General features: G+C 33.3%; 19 protein-coding genes and 1 pseudogene. 5 read left to right on the plus strand and 15 right to left on the minus strand.

Features of this window, described 5'->3' with window-relative positions; translation table 11 throughout:
* Window positions 1-17: 17 nt before the first annotated feature.
* From O6P34_RS01435 to O6P34_RS01445, 3 genes are read left to right on the plus strand one after another with little or no spacing between them, the layout of a single operon-like run.
* Entirely contained in the window at window positions 18-1,439 is a 1,422-nt protein-coding gene (locus tag O6P34_RS01435) for a SusD/RagB family nutrient-binding outer membrane lipoprotein (protein ID WP_269685558.1), read from the plus strand.
* 25 nt (window positions 1,440-1,464) lie between these two features.
* The gene (locus tag O6P34_RS01440) at window positions 1,465-2,397 is read left to right on the plus strand and encodes a hypothetical protein (RefSeq protein ID WP_269685559.1); all 933 of its coding nucleotides are present in this window, start codon (window positions 1,465-1,467) and stop codon (window positions 2,395-2,397) included.
* A gap of 16 nt (window positions 2,398-2,413) precedes the next feature.
* Complete coding sequence (locus O6P34_RS01445; RefSeq protein ID WP_269685560.1) at window positions 2,414-3,667, plus strand: hypothetical protein; 1,254 nt, start codon at window positions 2,414-2,416, stop codon at window positions 3,665-3,667.
* Between the two features lie 305 nt (window positions 3,668-3,972).
* On the opposite strand, the gene O6P34_RS01450 is transcribed toward O6P34_RS01445, so the two are convergent.
* The 4 genes from O6P34_RS01450 to O6P34_RS01465 all read right to left on the minus strand — a co-directional run bounded on the left by O6P34_RS01450 (window position 3,973) and on the right by O6P34_RS01465 (window position 7,418).
* Complete coding sequence (locus O6P34_RS01450) at window positions 3,973-4,932, minus strand: transporter family protein (protein ID WP_269685561.1); 960 nt, start codon at window positions 4,930-4,932, stop codon at window positions 3,973-3,975.
* Between the two features lie 82 nt (window positions 4,933-5,014).
* Window positions 5,015-6,052, minus strand: a complete 1,038-nt coding sequence (locus O6P34_RS01455) for a cytochrome-c peroxidase (RefSeq protein ID WP_269685562.1) — start codon at window positions 6,050-6,052, stop codon at window positions 5,015-5,017.
* Window positions 6,053-6,110: 58 nt separating this feature from the next.
* Window positions 6,111-6,908 (minus strand): MbnP family protein, encoded by a 798-nt coding sequence (locus O6P34_RS01460; protein WP_269685563.1) that lies wholly within the window; start codon window positions 6,906-6,908, stop codon window positions 6,111-6,113.
* 135 nt (window positions 6,909-7,043) lie between these two features.
* Window positions 7,044-7,418 carry a protein kinase family protein gene (locus O6P34_RS01465; protein ID WP_269685564.1) on the minus strand — a complete coding sequence of 125 codons (375 nt, stop codon included), beginning with the start codon at window positions 7,416-7,418 and terminating at the stop codon, window positions 7,044-7,046.
* 344 nt (window positions 7,419-7,762) lie between these two features.
* On the opposite strand from O6P34_RS01465, the gene O6P34_RS01470 reads away from it, so the two are divergent.
* On the plus strand, window positions 7,763-8,386 hold the full coding sequence (locus O6P34_RS01470; protein ID WP_269685565.1) for a murein L,D-transpeptidase catalytic domain-containing protein: 624 nt from the start codon (window positions 7,763-7,765) through the stop codon (window positions 8,384-8,386).
* Between the two features lie 85 nt (window positions 8,387-8,471).
* On the opposite strand, the gene O6P34_RS01475 is transcribed toward O6P34_RS01470, so the two are convergent.
* The 11 genes and pseudogenes from O6P34_RS01475 to O6P34_RS01525 form a co-directional block, all read right to left on the minus strand.
* Window positions 8,472-9,035 (minus strand): SCO family protein, encoded by a 564-nt coding sequence (locus O6P34_RS01475; protein ID WP_269686712.1) that lies wholly within the window; start codon window positions 9,033-9,035, stop codon window positions 8,472-8,474.
* A 79-nt stretch (window positions 9,036-9,114) separates the two neighbouring features.
* Window positions 9,115-9,846 (minus strand): formylglycine-generating enzyme family protein, encoded by a 732-nt coding sequence (locus O6P34_RS01480; RefSeq protein WP_432419590.1) that lies wholly within the window; start codon window positions 9,844-9,846, stop codon window positions 9,115-9,117.
* A 101-nt stretch (window positions 9,847-9,947) separates the two neighbouring features.
* A pseudogene (locus O6P34_RS01485) lies at window positions 9,948-10,274 on the minus strand (c-type cytochrome); the annotation flags it as partial.
* Window positions 10,275-10,371: 97 nt separating this feature from the next.
* Window positions 10,372-11,859, minus strand: coding sequence for a copper-containing nitrite reductase (nirK, locus tag O6P34_RS01490; RefSeq protein WP_269685567.1), 1,488 nt, complete (start codon window positions 11,857-11,859; stop codon window positions 10,372-10,374).
* Between the two features lie 93 nt (window positions 11,860-11,952).
* Entirely contained in the window at window positions 11,953-12,204 is a 252-nt protein-coding gene (locus O6P34_RS01495) for a cytochrome C oxidase subunit IV family protein (RefSeq protein ID WP_269685568.1), read from the minus strand.
* A 3-nt stretch (window positions 12,205-12,207) separates the two neighbouring features.
* A complete protein-coding gene (locus tag O6P34_RS01500) occupies window positions 12,208-12,789 on the minus strand; it encodes a cytochrome c oxidase subunit 3 (RefSeq protein ID WP_269685569.1) in 582 nt (193 codons plus the stop codon).
* A 25-nt stretch (window positions 12,790-12,814) separates the two neighbouring features.
* Complete coding sequence (locus O6P34_RS01505; RefSeq protein WP_269685570.1) at window positions 12,815-13,780, minus strand: DUF438 domain-containing protein; 966 nt, start codon at window positions 13,778-13,780, stop codon at window positions 12,815-12,817.
* A gap of 8 nt (window positions 13,781-13,788) precedes the next feature.
* Window positions 13,789-15,564 carry a nitric oxide reductase activation protein NorD gene (locus O6P34_RS01510; protein ID WP_269685571.1) on the minus strand — a complete coding sequence of 592 codons (1,776 nt, stop codon included), beginning with the start codon at window positions 15,562-15,564 and terminating at the stop codon, window positions 13,789-13,791.
* 43 nt (window positions 15,565-15,607) lie between these two features.
* The gene (locus O6P34_RS01515) at window positions 15,608-16,387 is read right to left on the minus strand and encodes a CbbQ/NirQ/NorQ/GpvN family protein (protein WP_269685572.1); all 780 of its coding nucleotides are present in this window, start codon (window positions 16,385-16,387) and stop codon (window positions 15,608-15,610) included.
* A 115-nt stretch (window positions 16,388-16,502) separates the two neighbouring features.
* Window positions 16,503-17,837 (minus strand): cbb3-type cytochrome c oxidase subunit I, encoded by a 1,335-nt coding sequence (locus O6P34_RS01520; protein WP_269685573.1) that lies wholly within the window; start codon window positions 17,835-17,837, stop codon window positions 16,503-16,505.
* A 106-nt stretch (window positions 17,838-17,943) separates the two neighbouring features.
* Window positions 17,944-18,378, minus strand: a complete 435-nt coding sequence (locus O6P34_RS01525) for a c-type cytochrome (protein WP_269685574.1) — start codon at window positions 18,376-18,378, stop codon at window positions 17,944-17,946.
* A 307-nt stretch (window positions 18,379-18,685) separates the two neighbouring features.
* Here O6P34_RS01525 and ric point away from each other — a divergent pair, with 307 nt between their 5' ends.
* Window positions 18,686-19,417 carry an iron-sulfur cluster repair di-iron protein gene (gene ric / locus O6P34_RS01530; protein ID WP_269685575.1) on the plus strand — a complete coding sequence of 244 codons (732 nt, stop codon included), beginning with the start codon at window positions 18,686-18,688 and terminating at the stop codon, window positions 19,415-19,417.
* The last annotated feature ends 38 nt before the right edge of the window (window positions 19,418-19,455 follow it).

The raw sequence follows: 19,455 nt of genomic DNA on the forward strand, positions 1-19,455 counted from the left end.
CTAATAATTAGAAAATTATGAAAAAAATATCAATATTATTTATTGCATTAATTGCGCTTTTTAGTGCAAGTTGTGATAAAGACTTCGAGACAGTTAATACAGACCCAAATAATCCAGTTGCAGTTCCTGCACACTTATTATTAGGTAGTATTGTTCGTGTGAATCAAAATGCTATTTATGGCATGCAACAAGGTGGAGATATGGGGATGTGTTGGGCTCAGCATGTGTCTAAAGTACAATACAATGACGAAGAAAAATACATTCCTCGTAGAGGTGCTATTGATGGGATATGGAACACTCTTTACGCTTCTGTAATTGCGGACTCTCAATCTATGTATACTTTAGCTGAAAGTGAAGGAAACACAAACTTACAAGGAGTTTCTTTAATTTTACAAGCTAATGGATTTCAAATCTTAACAGATCTTTACGGGCCAATTCCTTACACTGAATTTAATAAAAGTGGAAATTTAAAACCTGTTTATGATAGTCAAGAAGTTGTGTATGACGGAATAATTGACTTACTTACACAAGCAGATGCTCTTTTAGCAAGTGGATCTGGCGATATTCCTGCTAGTTCTGATTTAGTATATGGAGGTGACGTTACAAAATGGAGAAAATTAGCAAACTCTTTAAAATTCAAAGCTTTAATGAGAATTTCAAAAGTAAAAAATGTTAATACACAACTCCAAGCATTAGTTAACAGCGGAAAACTGATGTCTTCTAATTCTGATAGTGCTCAAATTAGCTATTTAGCCGCTCAACCGGATGCTAATCCTATTTATGAAACTATTGTATATGGTACAAGAGCTGAATATAAAATGAGTTCTGTATTAGTTTCTAAATTAGAATCTCTTAACGATAGCAGATTAAATGTTTTTGCAGCTTTAAATAATGATGACGAATTTGTTGGAAATATTCCTGGTGAAGAAAACCCTGGAAATTATAATGGATTTTCTTCTTTAGGTTCTTTTTACTTGAATCCAAAACTTCCTGGTGTTATTCTATCAAATGCTCAAGTTCAGTTTTTATTAGCTGAAGCCGCAAATGAAGGATATATTTCTGGAGGAAGCGAAGCAGCAACTACATACTACAACAATGGTATTAATGCTAATTTTACATTTAATGGTATTGGAGCATTAGCTGCAACTTACATAACACAAGGAAATGTAATATTAGGAAATCAAGCAGATTCAAGACAAAAAATTGCAGAACAATCTTGGATTGCACTTTTTGGTCAAGGTTTCGAAGCTTGGACAGAATGGAGAAGAACAGGATATCCTGTATTATCTCCTGTTGTTGGTGCTGCTGAATCTAGTATTCCTTCTAGACTGTATTACAATTCACAAGAAATCTCATTAAACAAAGTTAATTATCAAGCCGCTGCAGCTGCATTAACTGGTGGTGACAAATTAACATCACCATTATGGTGGATGAACTAACTTAATAAATTTAAAAAATTTAAAAATGAAAAAACTTAAAATATATTATTTAGCGCTTTTTCTTTTAGCAGGATTCACTTTTGTGTCTTGTGAAAAAGATAGTGATGAGCTGACAGGTGATGCTGAATTAGGAGGAGAAGTAATATTCAAATCAGAAAATTTAGGATATGTAGTAGGTAATGGTAAAGACACTGATTACATAGGTGAATTTTCAGTTTTTCAAGGTCCTGAAAAAATAGAAAGTATAGATATTTACAAAACTTTTAGTACAAAAGATGAAGAAGGTAACATTATAACTTCAAACAAAAATTTACTAAGAACGATTACTATACCAACTGCTAATCAACACACAAGTGTGCCTTTTGCAGTGACTTATAATCAATTGATAGCTGGATTAAACATCAGCGGGTCTGCATTATCTTCAGATGATGGAAGCCTTCAAATTGGCGACTATTGGACATTAAGCTTTGTTTCTCATGTATCAAATGGTTCAGTTCATGAAAACAGTCACAAAGTAAAAATTGCAGTTGGAACAAGATTCTCAGGAACATACAAATGTGTAGATGCAACTTATTACAGAATCGGTGTTTTAACCTATACTGCGGCTGATTGGCCTGCAAAAACTGTAATTGAATCTGTAGATGCTACAACTTACAAAGTAAATGACTATTTAGGACCATTTAGTGCAAATACATATTACTTTGTTATCGATGCAGATGACAATATCACAATTCCAGCTTTCGCTCCAGACGGAGTTACAGCAAACGTGGGTAACGGATTACCTTTAATTTCTTGTCAAACCAACCCTAATGATTTAACACTTTCAAAATGTGCTACATCTAATGTGGTTGTAAGAGATGATGTAAATGGTAGAGACCAATTAAAAATGACATTAGGCTACCTTGGTAGTGGAGGTTCTAGAGAATTTTATCAAGTATTAGAAAAGATAGTTGAATAATATAAAAACAAAAAAGATGAAAAAAATATATAAACAATTTTTATTTTCAGCACTTTCTTTGACTGCATTACTTTTTGTAAGTTGTGATAAAGATGACGCGACTGGAAAAAGTACTCTAGAAGTTTCGCAAAACGTGAAACTTAGTGTGACTACAGATTTTGCATCTCCAGTTACCATTATTGAGGGTGATAATGAATATAAATTCACAGTAAATATTGACAAACCACAAAGTGTGGATGTAGTCGTAAAAGTGTTCCAAATTGCAGGTACTGCATCTGGAACAGATTACGCTGTTGATAGTCAAATAACTATTCCTGCTTATCAATTATCTGCGACTGGTACTCTTACTATTCTAAAAGATAAGTTAAAAGAAAGTATAGAAACATTGACTTTACAAGTTGGAGACGTTACAACATCAAACGCTTCGTTAACACCAATTACTGTTTCATTTAACATTCAGAATTATACTGAAGGTTCTCTAATTGCCGATTTATCATGGAGTACTTCTATTAAAGATGTTGCTGGTGATTTAATCAAACCAACTGCTGCTGCAGATTTTAAACTTAGAATAACAAACTTGGATTATTCTGATGTGAAATCTATCGATGATTCTAAAACAGCATTTGAATCATATGAAATGTTATCTACTTTAGAAGATGGTGATTATTTAGTTGTAGCTGAAGCTGTATCATTTAAAGACTTGGGGTCTCAAGGTAATTTTGACATTGATTTATCTGTGACATTTAATCAAGCAGGGATATACAATGATGAAACATTCACCTTTACAAAAGCAATTACTACTGAAGCTAAAACTGCTTGTGGTTTCTCAGGATTTTACAAACTTGCACAAATAACAAAATCTGGATCAACTTATACTTTGTCAGAAATTGGTGCTTCAGAAAAATTCCCTGTAGCAGCAAGTTCATTTAGTGGCGATTACAAAGTTACTAAAGATGCTTGGTCAGATTATGCAGTTGGTGATATTGTTCCTGTAGAATACAATGCAGCTGATGGAACGTCTACATTCAGAATCAACAATGTAAATCATCCTTATTTAGTAAATGCAGCCACTTCTTATTTATTAGTTACAATCAATGCAGATGCAACTGTTACAGTTGTTGCTAATGAAGATTACAATTATGGTGGAGGAGATGTAACAAGTGTTAATGGTACTGGTACAGTTGGTTTCTGTGGAAGTTCAATTAATTTAACTTTAAAATTCCCTGCCTTTACTTCAAAAGGATACGCCTTTACTTTAGTTAAAAACTAATAATTTTAAAAAGAGCATTTAATTACTATTGCTTTTAAATAATTATAATAAAAACTAAAACCACCCCTAATAACGGGGTGGTTTTTTTTATTATAATTATTCATTAATAAAATAGCATCAATTATTTTGAAATAAAAAGTCAAAAAAACTATTAATTAAACAAACAACAGGCTAAACATTTATAAAATTAAAGAACTTTATATAATAAATACAATTAGTAATTTAACTATCTCCAAGGATTCTTAAGTTGTCTAAAGAAAAACAATTAAATATAAAATACAAATGTTCTTCTTGAAACTCTTTGATTACAAACTATAATTGAAATTAATACTCCAACGATAATTTGCTTCAACATTACCTCCTGTCAAATTTTGATAGATTGGAAGCATTGCATTAGCTCCAATAGAAAACCTATCCTTGCCAACTTCAAACCCTAGTTTGCCAAAGAGTATCTCACCAGATGTATCCTTTAATTTTTGACTGTGTTGATAGTTACTTTCGTAAACCTCCCCTGCTAAACCCAATTGTGGTACAATCGAAAAATCATTCTTCTCATACAAATAGAAAAAAGTTCCCGCATAATTAAACTGGTTACCAAACCGATAATTCTTTTGATTCTCCGTTTTCAAAACATAATTGAACATAGCATTTAAACCAAATTGCTTTCTTCTAAGAATATATTCCGTTGCCAAAAGGTAATCCCAACTCCCCGTTCCTACTTGAAAACTTGGATTCAGACTACCTGAATTTACCTCATTAAATTTACCTGTAGGCATTTTTATTCCACCTCCCATTTGTAATGTATGCACAAAAAAAGTACTGTCTTTATGCGTTTGATAAAGACGATACATAGCCAAAACTGTAACATCACCAACCCCATCAATATTTTTATTTCCTGAGCTAGTTTCCTTATCGTGAAAATGATATGGTATCAAAGCAGATATTTGTATATTCTCACTAACAGGAACTCTAGCCCAAACCTGAACTGTATTAAAATTTTCCTTATACCAAGGAGAATTACTATACAAACCATCCGAACTTTTATATTGCTGATTAAAATACCTGACACCAACAAAATTAGAATTCAACATTGACGCAAATCCCATACTTCCTCCACTGGCAGAACAACCACAAGCATCACAATCATCCTCTTCTTCAAGAAACAAATGATATTTTGAAAATGGATTAACACTAATTAAACTGTCTTTTTCGGCAGCATTTGCCATTTGAAAAATCACAAGAAAAAGAATTATTATATTTTTCATTTAAAATAAATTATTTTGAAACATACTAAGAATTAAAGAAATAGAAGACTTATCTATTTTATAAAAAAAAGTATGGTTATTATTAATATTCAGAAAACCGTTTATCAGTTAAATACTGGCTATCCGTTAAGGTTTTTAGAAAAGCAATTATTTGAGTTTTTTCAACTTCAGTCATCGGAATCCCGAGTTTCCCGTTAGCTTTAAGCAAAGGGTCTAAAGTATTAGAATTTACAACACCCGAATTATAATACTCCATAACAGCCTCTAAGGTAAATAAACGCCCGTCATGCATATAAGGTGCTGTTTTTTCTATATTGCGTAAACTTGGCACTTTGAACTTGTATACATCCTGATCTAACTGAGTTACACGATAGCGTCCAATATCATTGATTGCAGGATTTACTTGCAACCCGTTATTTCTAAAAGAATTATCAGTAAACAAATCGGTTGCATGACAACTCGCACATTTTTGATTAAAAAGAGTATACCCCGCTTGTTCTTGTTGAGATAATATTCCACCAGCTTCATTTCTGCGAAATTTATCAAAACGAGAATTTGAAGACGTTACCATAACCATAAACTGTCCTAGTGCTTTAAGCATGTTTTCAGCATTAATCTGTCCATCAGTAAAAGCTATTTTAAATAACTTTTGATAGGTCTGATCAGCTTTCATCATAATAATTACATCAGAAAAATTACCGTTCATTTCGATAGGACTTGTAAACGGAATGATGGGTTGCAAATCTAAATGTGTTGTCGCTCCATCATACATAAAAGCAGTTTGATAAGCTAAATTTTGAATTGGAGGAGTATTACGAGTCCCTACTTCATTATTAACACCATGACTAACAGTATGACCATGATGTGTAAAAGCATCGGCTTGAATATGGCAAAATCCACAAGACACAATACCATCAGAGGCCAATCGACCATCATAAAAAAGTTTTTTTCCCAGTTCAAATCCTTTTTCAGTGGGCGGATTATTCTTTAAATCATAAGCCAATGGAGGAAAATTTGATGGAACATTAAAAACCAAAGGTATATTTTCATAGTTATCATCTTCATCTGTACAACTCCAAAAAAACGGCAAAATGAGTAACAATAAATAGATTGCTTTCATTTTATTTTATTTTTATAAAAAGTGGCCAGAACAATACTGACCACTTTTTTAATTAAAATTAATCGTTGTGAACATGATTTACACTAAACATACCATTTAAATTGGCAGTTATTAAAGGTAAATTAGCACCTCCCATAATCATTGCTCCCATTCCTCCCATATTATTATCCGAAAGCTTTACTTTATTTGTGCCATCGATAATTTTAGCCACGTCCGCAAAAATATGAACGGCAGGTGTAATATTTGTTCTTACTAAGGCATTTGAAGGCAAATCAAGAGTGATTTCCGTATAATTATAATCTGTTCCGGTTTGACCAGTATGCACCATAAACATAGTTTCAGATGTCACTGTTGAAGAAGTAAACATTCCTTCAAAAAGAACAAATTTGTATCCTGCTGACCAAGACCACATCATTCCTGCATCTTGCGCTGCTGTCAGAAAATTGCCTTGTCCCGTAGCTCCCAAATCGAATTGAGCTTTATCAACTCCGATTCCAAATGTTACTTTAGTATAATCACCAGCAGGAACATTCTCTAATTCAACTTCATGAGCTAAGACATCAGCTTCATTTACGATAAAATAACTGCTGCTTTTAGGATATACATACTTTGTACCGTCTTTTTTAGTCAAAATAATATTACTCACAATATATTTTACATCCGAAATTTTCACAGTCTCCCCTTGTGAAGTCAAATTACTTTGTGTTCCAAGAATTAAATCAGTGCTACCAAAAACGTTATCAAATTCTAATACCAGATTCCCATTTCCTGTAATCGCTTCATCATCATTTGAACAAGAGAATAATGTAAATGCTATAGCCACAACAGCCAATAAATTTTTTAATTGAAATTTCATTTTTATAAAGTTTTTATTTTAAAATAGTATTTGCGTTTGCCTGCCATTTTCAGAATTAAATAATTCTAAAAACAGCATACAGCAATTCATCCGTAGAAAGAAACGGACAAAAAAAGCACAATAGTGCTTAAAACTCTAAGAAATGAAAATAGGTGGATGAAAAACAGTATCGCTATTCAAGTAAAAATACAGATTTGAATAGGAATGATTTACTTTTTCTTTGGTACCAAAATGGATTGGAGTAATTGTAAATGAGTCTATTTTTTCAAAAAATAAAACTTCAAATACTGGAGAAATTGATTTTTTATCAGAAGAAATCGGTTTTTCAGCATCGGATGCTTTAGCTAATTCTTGCATCAAATGACATTTTCCATTACAATGCATTTTGGGTTTATCCTTATTGATACAAAGTACTTTTGAAATGTATTCATAATTCATCACATACTCTAAAACCGGAAGTACTGGCTTTACAAGTATGATTATAACTATTATGAATATGATTTTTTTCACGGTACAAAAGTAAATTTATTTTTTGTATTCCAAAGATATTAAATGAAGTCATCAAAAAATAATGAAATTACTCCTATTATATCTCCTCCAAACTCATTTTATAATGCGTCAAAGGAAAAAAAATTAAAATAAAGAGAATACTCAAACTGTAATAACAAAAAAACAACGCCTTTAATTTGTTAATAAAACACTAATAACCAACACAATACAAAATAATAGATTATTTTTGCATAACGTTATCAATTAGTCCGTAAAAAAATATTGTTTCTGTAAGAATATTTATAATTGATATATATTGGTAAACCTTAATTAAAAAAAGAGCCTAAATATTTAAGATTAAAAAAATGAGAAGACTAATTTTCGTTTCATTATCAATTGGATTATTATTTTTTAGCATTAAAATTTTATCAAAAAATAGTAAAACCAACACTTCAAAACATTCGCTATCGTACAATTCAACAGAAGAAAAACTCTTGAATCGAGTTGATATGATTAAAAAATTCATTTCCAATAATCCAAAATACAATTCGGAAATAGCTTTTCTTGTTGACATGAAAATTATGTCCGGAAAAAACAGATTCTTTGTTTACGACTTAAAAAATAATATAATAATTGATCAAGGTTTAGTTGCTCATGGTTTAGGTTCCGGAACAAAAATTCAAGGACAATTAAAATTTAGTAACACTCCGAATTCTTTTTGCACTTCATTAGGCAAATATGCTATCGGTAACAGCTATACCGGAGAATTTGGCAAAGCCTATAAATTATATGGTTTAGAACAAACTAACAACAATGCTTTTGCCAGAAATATTGTGCTTCACAAATATGACAAAGTACCTTATAAAGAGCAAGAAAAACCAATATGTCAAAGCTTGGGATGTCCAATGATTAATGCCGATTATTACAAAAGAATTGAAAAACTGATTGACAATTCAAAACGCAAAATCATTTTAGATATTTACTACTAGAATATATTTGGAGTGTAAAAATTAGTATTTAACGATAATTATTAAATTTATAACAAACCTATTCTTTTGAATCTTTTGAGTTATTTTAATTTAGCTTTTCAGCTTCTTCTGTAATTTTTTTTATAGTTTCATCAGAATTCACACCTAATCCTTCTTGTTGGTATGCCAATTCGCCATCGGCATTAAAAACACTTATAATATTAGAATGAGAGAAATCTAAAGGGGATATTTTTTTATAATTTACAGCTAAAACTGCTGCGAATTCTCGCGTATTTTCTTCAGAAGAACGCAAGAAAAGCCATTGATTGCCTTCCATTTTATTTTCGATAGCAAATGCTTTTAATCGTTTTGGAGTATCCACCGCAGGATCAATACTGACTAAAACTAACTTTACATTTTCTTTGATGTTCTCTGGCAAACGTTGTTCAATATTGCGCATATCAGCCACTAATCTGGGACAAGCTGATTTGCAGGAAGTATAAATCATAACCATAACAAGCACTTTACCTTTTAAATCTTTCATCTCCAAATTTTCACCATTTTGACTGGTCCATTTTGAAGGTAGGTTATAAACAGATAAATCTGAAATGGGTTTGTCTTTCAAATCAGGTTCCGATTTTTTATTACAGGCTTGAAGGAACAAAACCATTACCATACATCCAAAAATTATATTTTTACTACTAAACTTCATGATTTTCCACTTTGTTGGTATTCGTAAATTTTTGATTTTATTTCTTTGAAATTTGGGAAAGATTCGGTGGCTGTTTTTTATCATCTGCACATCGAAATCCAAGGTTTTTTGTAGTATATCTTGCTTTCAAACTCCCCCTGAAAGCATATCGCATGAAAGCAGCATAATTCATCAAATCCGATGCATTGACTGAGCCGCTTCCGCAAAAAAGATTCTTATCGGTATCTTTATCTTTTCTGGATTCTCCAGAGAGAAAAATACTGTTGAAATCAGCAGTCCATTCCCAAACTAATCCGTGCATATCATAAACACCCCAATAGTTTTTATAGGTTTGCCCTATCGGATTAGCATAAGTTTTAGGCTTTTCATACCATGACATGATGTATTTGTTAAAGTCTTCTTTGGTTCTGGCATCAATTCTTTTTTCATCAGCCATAGCGACATATTCCCATTCATCCATGGTAGGCAAACGCTTCCCCTGACACTCACAATATTTTTTGGCAGCAAACCAGGAAACATTGGTTACAGGTGCAGTACTCAAATTATTTTTTCCATAATCATAATCACTTTGCCAATGTGACAAATAGCTTTTATCGGCAAAAATACCCTTCATTTTAGAACGTGTGTACGCTGGATATTTTTTTATAAAAGTTACAAATTGAGCATTTGTAACCGGATAAACATCCATTTCAAAAGCAGCAATCTCAACTGGTTTTTTATCTGTGGTCCCGTAAAGGGGAACATAAGCTCCCCTTTTTATAGAAACCATCGGTGCATTTTGAGACCATAGCGATGTTGCTATTAATAATAGAAATGATAATTCAACTATTCTACTTTTCAACATGACTAACTGCTTTTTAAATACTTTTATTATTTTCTTTGGGCTTTTACCATAGCTGGTGTAACTACAGTTTTATTATTCCCCCAACTGGCATACACATAAGTAAATACATCTGCTATTTGTTGATCAGTCAAAGTAGATTGAGCCGGCATAGCACCATTAAATTTTTTACCATTCACTGTTATGGGTCCAGTCAATCCTTTCACCACTCCTTTGATGGCACGATTAGCATCTTTATTCAGATAATCTGATTTGGCTAATGGAGGAAAAGCTCCCGGAATTCCCTGACCAGTAGCCTGATGACAGGCAATACAAACCTTATCATAAACAACTTTTCCTTTAGTGGCTTGTTGGCTGTATCCTTGTAAAGCCAATCCCATCATTGCGATTGCAAAAACATACTTTTTCATACTATTTAAATTTATTTTAGATTTTAATTAAATCCTATTGTTATTAATGAACTGCTTGAGCTTTTGGAGTTGGTTTTGCTCTAATTGCTTTCACTTTTGCTGGAGTTACGACTGTTTTATTATTTCCCCAACTGTTGTAAACATAAGTCAATACATCTGCAACTTCTTCATCGGTCAAGTTCTGGCTGGTCATAACATTGTTGAATTTTTTACCATTAACAGTAACTTCGCCACTCAATCCGTGTAATACTGCATTGATTGCTCGGTCTGGATTTGCATTCAAGAAATCAGATTTAGCCAATGGAGGAAACGCATTTGGAACACCTTGTCCTTCTTGTTGGTGACAGGCAAAACAAGTTCTTCCGTACAATTCTTTTCCTGATTTAACTTGCTCAGGAACCGTTTTAGCCACAACGCTTTTGGCTGTACCATTCACTTTGGGCATATTTTGTATGGTTCCTCCTTCCGGCAAATAAATTCCTTCTTGAACAGTTCCTGAATACAGTTTTTTATTCTCATCTCCTTCTACTTTTAACATACCAAGTGCTCCTTTATTGAAAGCTCTAAAAATAGAGTGATCGACCAATATGAAAGTTCCTGGAACATCTACTTTAAATTCCACAATGGCAGAGCCACCAGCAGGAATCAAAGTTGTTTGAACATTTTTGTTAATCATTTCTCCTCCTTCAATATGAACTTTATCAAAAATCTCACCAATAACATGGAACGATGAAACTAAATTTGGCCCTCCATTACCCATATAAATACGAACGGTTTCACCCACTTTGGCAGTAATTGCCTTATCACCGGCTACGGCTCCTACTTTTCCGTTGAAAACTACATAATCTGGCTCTTCTTTAATGGCTTTATTCATATCAAACGGTTGATTACCTTGCTCTCCGTAACTTCCTTTAGTATAAAAATCACCTTGCATAATGTAGTATTCTTTGTCTACAGGAGGCAATCCACCTTCTGGTTCTACTAAAATCAGACCGTACATTCCGTTAGCAATGTGCATTCCAACTGGTGCTGTAGCACAATGATATACATACAACCCTGGATTTAATGTCTTGAAATTGAATACTTTTTCATGTCCCGGCGCTACCAAAGAAGAGGTTGCTCCACCACCCGGACCTGTTACAGCATGCAAATCGATATTATGCGGCATTTTATTATCCGGATGATTTTTTAAATGAAACTCTACCTCATCACCTACTCGGGTTCTGATAAAACTTCCGGGAACTGAACCGCCAAAAGTCCAATAGGTATATTTTACTCCATCAACCATTTCACCTTCTTGTTCTTTAATTTCCATATTTACAACCAATTTCATCGCAGGACGATCTCCTATTGGTTTTGGAACTAAAGGTGGCGCAGTCAATTCAGCCTCTTTCTGACCTTCTACTTTAATATTCTCATAATATTTTGCATCCTTATCCTCTTTTTTAGAACAAGAAAAGAAGCCAAAAACTAAAAAGAAAACAAGAATTAAGGTATTCCTTTGTGTGTTAAGTTTAAATGTAATTTTCATAATTATCAGGTATTAAATTTGTCATAATTTGATAGTGTAAAAATAAAAGACATTTTTATCTTTTATTATGATATTTATCATGTTCATATTTTTTTATGAAGTGATTCTAATGAAAAGAATACTCAAAATAATCAATCCCAAAACTGAAATTAAACTCCCTTTCCAGAAAGAATTCGCTTTTTTTAACTCCATGAATTCGAAAGAAACCAAAAAGAATTTCAGCACAGATAATACCATAATAAAAGCAATTGCAACTTTAGAAACAGCCATTACATTCGAAATCAAAGCCGTTGTAATCGTCAATATAATCAACAAACCATAGGTAAAAAATAATGTTTTTTTCATCTTCTAAAAAATTAAATAAAGAACAGGAAACAATAACAGCCAAATCAAATCACACATATGCCAAAAAGCAGCACAAGCCTCAACATCTTCAATTCCGGTATCCGAATTTTTCTTTCTCATTCCATAATTCGTCCAACTCAAAATAATCAGCCCCATTACCACATGAATCAAATGAAATCCGGTTAATAACCAATAAAAAGTAAAAAACATATTGGTATCCAATGAAATCCCTGATTGAATTTTATGATAATATTCAATTCCTTTTAAAAGTAAAAATAATGTTCCGCCGAGCATCGTCAGCTTAAAATACAAAGAGGATTTTTGTATGTTGTTTTCTTTAAACTCATGTACCGCATTAGCCATACATAATCCACTGGACAGTAAGAAAATAGTATTTATTGCACCAAAAGTAGTATTCAATTGCACCCTCGATTGATGAAATAATTCGGGCTGTTCTTTTCCATAAAAAACAAAAGCCACAAGCGCCATCCCGAACGTAATTAGTTCCAGGAAAATTATAATCCACATCAGGATTCCTCCCGGTGGATAATAGATATTTTTGTAATCGATTTTAAAGGTAGTCATTTTTAAGATTTGTTTAACGATAATGTTATTCCCAATCCAGCAAGCGTTTTTCGCCTTCAATCTTCTTGATATCGGTAATATCTTGTGACATTTCTATTACACCTTTGTAGTTTTTATTCGCATCTCTGACTGCGAAATAACGGATATAAATGAGGCGTTCTTTATAATTTATCCAAAATGAAGATTCATTTTTGGTTCCTTTTCTGAATTCTTCTAAGATTTTAAGAACTGTTCCTACACTCTTTGGAGGATGACAAAATTTAACTTCACGTCCAATAATTCCGGCACTCCTTGGAAACACACGCTCTTCTCCTCTATTGTAAAAAATAACTTTATCATTCTCATCCACAAAAGTTAAATCCAAAGGCATCGTTTTAAAAAGCAAATTCACCTGCTCCAAAGTCATATATCCTTCATCATAATGAGAAGTGTTTTCCAATGAAAAAGTCAGTTCTCTGGGACTAACATCTTCACTCGGATGAACATATGCTGCAGCTGGAAACGGTACGGGAAGATTTGGAAGCATCCAACCAATTTCGGATTCCCCTTTGCGCATTTCAATCCAATCTGATTCTTTTAAAATCTCTAAAGCATTTGGAAATAAAACGGACTCTTCCACCTCCATCAATCTATAAATTCCATTCACTAAAAAAGAGGTGTTTATAGTAACTTTTTCAGCGTTTTTTGTTTTTAGATAATACTGAATCAACCGAAATTGCTCTCTCAAATTGTCGTGAAAAGACCACATTCCCTGTGAAGGTCCTGTCCAGCCATTTTTTTCCAAAAAAGGGAAAAGCTGATTTTCTTTTCGGGCAAATCGCTTTTCTATAGTATGGAGCTGGTTAAAAATATTAATGTATTGCTGCAAATCAACCGTTGTATCTACTGCAGATAATTCCTCCAAAAGAGAATGAATTAAATCTTTTTCCTTATAATATATCTGTACCGGATGTCCTTCCGGAAGTATTGCTGTATCTATGTTATTGTTCATCTTTATATTTATTTTTGATGTTTAATTTTTTCATACAATCGAACTAACGATTGTAATAATTCTACTGGTGTTGTTAAAATTTGATAATGATTTTGTCCAAACATTTGTGGCAAATAGTATTTCGCTTCGGCTTCGATGGCCAATGCATACGAATTAATATTTCTAGCATTAAGTTCTCTGAGCGCTTGCTTGACATCGTTAATTCCGTACTTCCCTTCGTATTTATCATAATCGTTAGGTTTGCCGTCAGAAATCACAATCACCCATTTGTTTTTAGTATTTCGCTTATCCAATCGGGCTCCGGCATGACGCAAAGCGGCTCCAATTCGGGTATAACCATTCGGTTCAACTGCTCCAATTTTATGCTTGGCGATATTCCAATTTTCGTCAAAATCCTTCACCGTTAAATACGTAGAAAAGTTGCGCGTTTTGGAATAAAAACTGTCAATTGAAAAATCAATATTGAATTCATTCAGGATTTCTCCAAAAAGAATCGAAACTTCTTTCTCCACGTCAATTACCCGATTTCCAGCGGCATAGCCATCACTGGAAAGGCTAATATCTAACAGAATTAAAATCGATAAATCTTTTTCTTTTTTTCGGTTTGAGATGTATATTTTTTCCGAAGGCGTACGCTGAGAATGAACATCTACATACAAATCAGTGATGGCATCAATATCGAATTCATCGCCTTGGGTTTGGCGTTTTTGCTGCTGCATCTTGTTGTTCACATTGGTCAACATTTTGCGCAAGCCTAACAAAGTAGAAGCGTTTTTTGTAATCGTATTTCTGTAATAATTTGGATCTATTTTCTGTTGTAATTTTGGATATACTTTACAAAAATTCTGTTTGTAAATGCGTTTACTACTATCCCATTCGTCATAAGTTAGATGAAATCCTTTGGCATCAACTTCTGCACTTTCGGATATAGAAGTGTTCTCAATAAAATCTGCCTGATACACTGAATGCGCTGTGTCATCAACACGAACAGTAAATTTCATATTCAATTCTTCCAAGGCTTCCTGATGCTCTTCGAGTTCATCTGAACCATCAAAATCTCGCCAGGTTCCATTGAACTCTTCGGCCGTTTCTACCTTTTCAAAATTATGAAGTAAAACGTAATCTTCCTGTTGTTTTTTGTCTAATTCTACCGTTTTAACTTCTTCAACCGCAGATGATTTCAAGGTAGTTAAAGGCTGATTTTCGTTCACTTTTTTAACTTTATCAGAAAAATTTTCGAGTATTGTTTCTGTATTCTGTTCTAACTCATTTTGCATCCATTTGCCATAAAGCCATGAGAAATCAGGCACCTTTTTTTCGGTTGCTTTCTGAATAAAGTGGCGCTTTGCATCGTTATAAAATTGTTCGTCAATTGCAAATTCTTTAAATAGAATATTCAAAATTTGACTGGATGATTCCAATGCTTTTTGTTGAGAAACTAATAATGGCTGTTCCTTTTCTTCAAAAGTCCAATTGAGATTCAAGCGTTGTTGCACACTCAGGAACAAAATTCGAAACAGATAAAAAGTATGATTTTCGGCTTTGGTCGGTAATTCTGCAAAAGAAATCGGGAGAAAAAAATTATTGTTTTTATAACCTCCTTCCCGTTCGGCAGGGAAAATTTCGATTGGTTTTCCTGTCAAAGCACGTGCCAAAATAGTCAGTCGTGGTTTGATCTCGATGAGCGTAACCGTTCTGGCAAGGATATCAGGATTTACTTTTTTACTTTTTTTTAAGTGTTTAAAGAATTTCCCGACTATATATTCATCTATTTCAAAACCCATTTTTTAATTATTTGTATGTAGGGACAACTTGCAGTTGTTTATACTAGATCATCAAATTACACAAATCTTTTAGTGCTTCTACCGTTTGCAAATCATCCGTCAAGGGTTCTAGAACTGCAACATGAACGGACAATCTTTTAGGTAATCCGCTATGAATAATTTTTGCGGCATCGACCAGTAATCGTGTAGAAACCGTTTCAGTTAATCCTAATTCGGTTAGATTTCTGATTTTGTTTCCAATGGCAACTAGTTTCTTTGCCGTGTCGTGGTCAATTTGAGTTTCATTAACTAAAATATCGGTTTCAATTTTAGCCTCGGGATATTCAAATGAAACTGCAATAAAACGCTGACGAGTAGATGGTTTTAGTTCTTTAAAACCTCTTTGATAACCGGGATTAAAAGAAGCAACCAGCATAAAATCGTTATGTGCTTTTACGGTCTCACCTAATTTATCGATAAACAATTCGCGGCGGTGATCCGTCAAAGAGTGAATCGCAACAATCACATCGGGGCGGGCTTCTGCAACCTCATCCAGATAAATTATCGCTCCTTCTTTTACAGCAGTCGTCAACGGACCGTCAAGCCAAATGGTTTCAGCCCCTTTGATAATAAATCGTCCGATTAAATCGGTTGAAGAAGTTTCTTCATGACAACTGATAGTGATGATTTTTTTATCTAATATATGCGCCATATATTCCACAAAACGGGATTTTCCTGTGCCCGTTGGCCCTTTTAGCAAAAAAGGAATTTTATTTGCATAGGCGTGATTGAAGACCTCTATTTCTTTGCCAACGGCATGATAGAATGGTGTGTTTTGTAACATATTTTTTTAATTTTAGAAAAAAACCAGCACACTGAAACTATTGTTTTTCTGGAAATGCAGTTCTAAAAAACTTTAATTAAAGCGTACTGGTTCAAAAAAAAGGCGAATTAGTAACTTATTTTATATCTAAAGCTTCATCTGTTGGTCTACCGTATTTAAAGAAATCATAAATAAAGAGACTTATTCCGGTGGTAAACATCGTGGCACAAATCAAAAGCACAACAAAGTGAATGCTGATTTCGTTTTGAACAACCATAAAATCCATTTTCATTTTACGTTCCATATAAACTTGTGCAACACCTGCCACTCCAAAAGCTACAGTCATTCCAAGCATTCCAATATTGGACAACCAAAATGCCATCATTCCTTGTGAGCTTTCGTAGCGTTTACGACCAGTTAAGTTAGGCAATGCATAACTAATCATAGCCAAAACAATCATTGCATAAGCTCCCCAAAACGCATAATGTCCATGCATTGCGGTCACTAAAGTTCCATGTGTGTAAAGATTAGTTTGTGGTAATGTGTGTGCAAAACCAAGTAATCCTGCACCAACAAAAGAAACAATAGACGAACCAATAGTCCAGAATAAGGCAATTTTGTTCGGATGACTTTTTTCACCTTTTCGATACATATTCACCGCAAATAATGCCATCGCCAAGAACGCTAATGGTTCAAGAGCAGAGAAAATTCCCCCTACGATTAACCAAATTTTATTTACACCTATATAATAATAGTGATGTCCTGTCCCCAAAACTCCCGAAAGGAAAGTTAATCCAACAATTACGTACAACCATTTTTCGATAACTTCTCTGTCTACTCCGGTTAATTTGATTAATAAGAATGAAAGAATACCTCCCATAATTAATTCCCAAACTCCCTCAACCCACAAGTGAACAACCCACCAACGGAAGAAGGAATCCATTACCTGACTGTCAAACCAAATCATTCCGGGAATATAAAGTAAGGCAGCAAAAAGCAATCCCATGGATAAAACTAAAGCTGTAGTGGTTTGACGCTTTCCTTTGAAAAGTGTTCCTAAAATTAAACCTAGAAAAAGCAATACGTTTACAACAACGAGATAATCTAATTCTCTTGGAATTTCAAGAAATTTTCTGCCTTCCCAGTGGTTAAAGTGAAAGCCAACAACGGCAACAACACCTACTATTGCTAATGATATCAACTGAACATATGCCCATTTTACGCTGATTAATTCGCGTTGTGCTTCCTCGGGAATGATGTAATAGGCAGCACCCATAAAACCGGTTAACAACCAAACTACCAGCAAATTGGTATGAACGGCTCGCGCCACATTAAAAGGAATAACATCATGTAATGCCTGAATTCCTATTCGGTCAAAGCCCATAATAAAGCCATAAATAATTTGCAGAGAGAACAAAAGCATACACAATGCAAAAAACCAATAGGCTACTTTTTGTGATTTATATTTCATTTTTGTAAATTTTATTTGTTGAATGTCAAAAATGTTATCGCCTTTTTATTTATTGGTGTTTGCATACGCAAACTTCTAGTTTTTGGCGATTTCATAATACGTTATTTTAATTATTTGCTTTAGATAAAGGTGAAACCACTCGGTCAAAACCGTTTAAATCAATTTTTCCAACCCATTTTAAGTAGGCAACTACAGCATCGGCATCTTTTTCATTCATGTTATAAACAACCATTTTTCGTCCATTTGGAGCCCATGGAACCGGCGACATCAAAACAGCCTTGATATAACCTTCTCCACGACGGTCAATTACTTTTGTCAATTCAGGAGCATAATAACCTCCCTCTCCCATAATGGTATGACATCCCATACAGTTATTGGTTTCCCAAATTTCTTTTCCCCGAACTACATTTTTATCAATCTTGGTGTAATTCGTTTGATCATTTCTGGGCATGAACGAATAAATGGTCAATCCGATAAAGATTAGAAAGGTGACCAATGTTCCTCCCAAAAAAAATGCTCTTGCTTGTGATTTTGAAAGCATAAGTATCCGTTTTTGTTAGTTAATAAAATTACTTGATTTTCAAATAAAAGATAAATTTGTCTTTTATTTATTTGATGCAAATTAAAGTTTAAAAAAATGGAGGAAACATGATAAAAATCAGTTTTTAAATATTTTTTTAATCGTAAAATTATAGTCAGGAAAAAAGGTCCAAAAAAAAACACATCTCCCTGATAACGATACATTTAAAAATAAAATAAATTTAAATATTTAATTTCGGATAATTTTGTCTTTTATTTAAAATAATGATTATTTTTGTACCATAAATTTTAAATAAAAAACAAATAATATGGAAGTTTTAGAAAAAATAACTATCGGAGAATATGTGGCTAAAGATTTCAGAACAGCAGCCATTTTTTCAAAATACGGCATCGATTTTTGTTGTAAAGGGAATAGAACTATTGCAGAAGCTTGTGATAAAAAAGACATCGATACCAACCAATTGATGAAACAGTTAAACACTGTTTTAAAAACTAAAGATGATAATAGTATCGATTTTAAATCATGGCCTTTAGATTTATTGGCGAATTACATTGAGAAAAAACATCACCGTTATGTGGAAGAAAAAACACAAGTTATTCTTCCTTTTTTAGACAAATTAGGTAAGGTTCACGGAGCAGGTCATCCTGAATTATTCGAAATTAATGAACTTTTTAAAGGTTGCGCCGGTGAACTTGCACAGCACATGAAAAAAGAAGAACTGATTTTGTTTCCTTTCGTAAAAAAAATGGTAGCAGCATCTCTTACAGATGAATTAATAGTTCAACCTCATTTTGGAACAGTGCAAAATCCTATTGCCATGATGATGGAAGAACATGATAATGAAGGAGAACGTTTCCGTAAAATTGCCTTACTAACCAATAATTATACGCCACCGGCAGATGCTTGTAATACGTATCGTGTGACTTTTTCCATGTTAGAAGAATTTGAGCAGGATTTACACAAACACATTCATTTAGAAAACAACATCTTGTTTCCAAAAGCGGCAGCATTAGAAAAAGAATTTTCAGCACAAGAATAAAAAAGAACCAAATAATTTAACCTTAACTCATCAAATGC

The sequence above is a fragment of the Flavobacterium lacustre genome (assembly GCF_027474525.2).
GTDB lineage: Bacteria > Bacteroidota > Bacteroidia > Flavobacteriales > Flavobacteriaceae > Flavobacterium > Flavobacterium lacustre.

Bases quoted from the DNA above. Each gene is read 5' to 3' on its own strand.
- O6P34_RS01435 (WP_269685558.1), top strand. From the start codon at position 18: ATGAAAAAAATATCAATATTATTTATTGCATTAATTGCGCTTTTTAGT.
- O6P34_RS01440 (WP_269685559.1), top strand. From the start codon at position 1,465: ATGAAAAAACTTAAAATATATTATTTAGCGCTTTTTCTTTTAGCAGGA.
- O6P34_RS01445 (WP_269685560.1), top strand. From the start codon at position 2,414: ATGAAAAAAATATATAAACAATTTTTATTTTCAGCACTTTCTTTGACT.
- O6P34_RS01450 (WP_269685561.1), bottom strand. From the start codon at position 4,932: ATGAAAAATATAATAATTCTTTTTCTTGTGATTTTTCAAATGGCAAAT.
- O6P34_RS01455 (WP_269685562.1), bottom strand. From the start codon at position 6,052: ATGAAAGCAATCTATTTATTGTTACTCATTTTGCCGTTTTTTTGGAGT.
- O6P34_RS01460 (WP_269685563.1), bottom strand. From the start codon at position 6,908: ATGAAATTTCAATTAAAAAATTTATTGGCTGTTGTGGCTATAGCATTT.
- O6P34_RS01470 (WP_269685565.1), top strand. From the start codon at position 7,763: ATGAGAAGACTAATTTTCGTTTCATTATCAATTGGATTATTATTTTTT.
- O6P34_RS01475 (WP_269686712.1), bottom strand. From the start codon at position 9,035: ATGGTTTTGTTCCTTCAAGCCTGTAATAAAAAATCGGAACCTGATTTG.
- O6P34_RS01480 (WP_432419590.1), bottom strand. From the start codon at position 9,846: ATGGTTTCTATAAAAAGGGGAGCTTATGTTCCCCTTTACGGGACCACA.
- nirK (WP_269685567.1), bottom strand. From the start codon at position 11,859: ATGAAAATTACATTTAAACTTAACACACAAAGGAATACCTTAATTCTT.
- O6P34_RS01495 (WP_269685568.1), bottom strand. From the start codon at position 12,204: ATGAAAAAAACATTATTTTTTACCTATGGTTTGTTGATTATATTGACG.
- O6P34_RS01500 (WP_269685569.1), bottom strand. From the start codon at position 12,789: ATGACTACCTTTAAAATCGATTACAAAAATATCTATTATCCACCGGGA.
- O6P34_RS01505 (WP_269685570.1), bottom strand. From the start codon at position 13,780: ATGAACAATAACATAGATACAGCAATACTTCCGGAAGGACATCCGGTA.
- O6P34_RS01510 (WP_269685571.1), bottom strand. From the start codon at position 15,564: ATGGGTTTTGAAATAGATGAATATATAGTCGGGAAATTCTTTAAACAC.
- O6P34_RS01515 (WP_269685572.1), bottom strand. From the start codon at position 16,387: ATGTTACAAAACACACCATTCTATCATGCCGTTGGCAAAGAAATAGAG.
- O6P34_RS01520 (WP_269685573.1), bottom strand. From the start codon at position 17,837: ATGAAATATAAATCACAAAAAGTAGCCTATTGGTTTTTTGCATTGTGT.
- O6P34_RS01525 (WP_269685574.1), bottom strand. From the start codon at position 18,378: ATGCTTTCAAAATCACAAGCAAGAGCATTTTTTTTGGGAGGAACATTG.
- ric (WP_269685575.1), top strand. From the start codon at position 18,686: ATGGAAGTTTTAGAAAAAATAACTATCGGAGAATATGTGGCTAAAGAT.